The organism is Mycobacterium sp. NGS62 (genome assembly GCF_059812285.1).
On the sequence record NZ_JCALCK010000065.1, the window covers coordinates 1 to 1,218 of the forward strand.

1 protein-coding gene is annotated in these 1,218 nt (G+C 62.6%); it reads right to left on the bottom strand.

The annotated features are described in order from the left end of the window. Positions 1-30: 30 nt before the first annotated feature. Positions 31-1,161, bottom strand: coding sequence for an IS30 family transposase (locus AC5Y49_RS24705; protein ID WP_499892004.1), 1,131 nt, complete (start codon positions 1,159-1,161; stop codon positions 31-33). Between the last annotated feature and the right edge of the window lie 57 nt (positions 1,162-1,218).

A 1,218-nucleotide genomic window follows, 5' to 3' on the forward strand; every position in this document is an offset into this window, starting at 1 on the left:
CTCGAAGTCAAGTGGCTAATGCAACATCGGTTAGGCAGCTTGGTCGAGGAGGGCGGCTAGGCGTTGGGCTGGGGTGTCGTAGTCGAGGGTGGGGCGGGGCCGGGTGTTGAGTTTGTCTTGGACCTGTTTGAGGTCGGCTTTGGTGTAGCCACTGAGGTCGGCGCCCTTTTCGAACCAGAACCGCAGCAGCCGGTTGGTGTTCTCGTTGCTGCCCCGTTGCCAGGGCGAATGCGGATCGCAGAAATACACCGGGGCTTGTAGTTGCAGGCTGATGTCTTGCCAGGCGGCCATCTCACTACCGCGGTCCCAGGTGATGGTGCGGCGCAGATGAGCCGGCAGCTTATTCATCGCTCTGATCATCGCGGTGGCCACCGTATCGGCGGTGTGATCGTCGGGTAGGTGCAACAAGATGGTGAATCGGGTGCTGCGCTCGACCAGGGTGCCGACCGCACTCGCGCCTCGAGTGCCCAGGATCAGATCGCCTTCCCAATGTCCGGGCACCGCACGGTCATCGACTACGGCGGGGCGCTGGCTGATGGTGATCACGTCACTGAACTTCCCGCGACGCTCGGTGTGGTCCCGTGGCTTGCGAGCCGCGCGTTTGGTGGACAAACACTTGTTGAGGTCGGCGCGCAGCTGCCCGCGTCCTTGCACGTAGAGGCACTGGTAGATGGTTTCGTGGCTCACCTGTGCCAGCCTGTCATCGGGGTGATCACGAGCCAACACCTCCGCGATCAGCTTCGGGCTCCACCCATCGTCCATCCAGGTTTCAATGGCGGTGCACAACTGGCTGTTGTTGAGCTTGAATTCCTTGGGCCGCTTGGCTTTCTGGGCAGCTCGGGCATGCGCCAACCCGGCGTGGTAATCCCCGCCGGCGGTGCGATTGCGCCGGATCTCACGGGAAATGACGCTGGGATCGCGGTCGAGTTGGCCGGCGATCTCGATCTGCCTGAGTCCCTGGTCCAGGCCTCTCATGATGACCACGCGTTCGTCGTAGCTCAGCCGATGACCACGCCCACCTGCACCGGTGAGATCGCCAGGTTCGGCCAATCCGAGATCACCTTTGCCAATTCGCAGCTTCATACCGCCAGCCTTGCGCCACCACTCCCGGCCGACGTTGCGTGACACACCGAGCTGACGTTCGGCCTCCAACACCGACATCCCGGCACACACCAGATCGAAAAACTGCCGCTTCAACCACCACGGCGCCCGATAACC

What these genes read in the sequence shown, in the direction of transcription:
- AC5Y49_RS24705 (WP_499892004.1), bottom strand. Translation starts at nt 1,161, where the DNA reads ATGTCGGTGTTGGAGGCCGAACGTCAGCTCGGTGTGTCACGCAACGTC.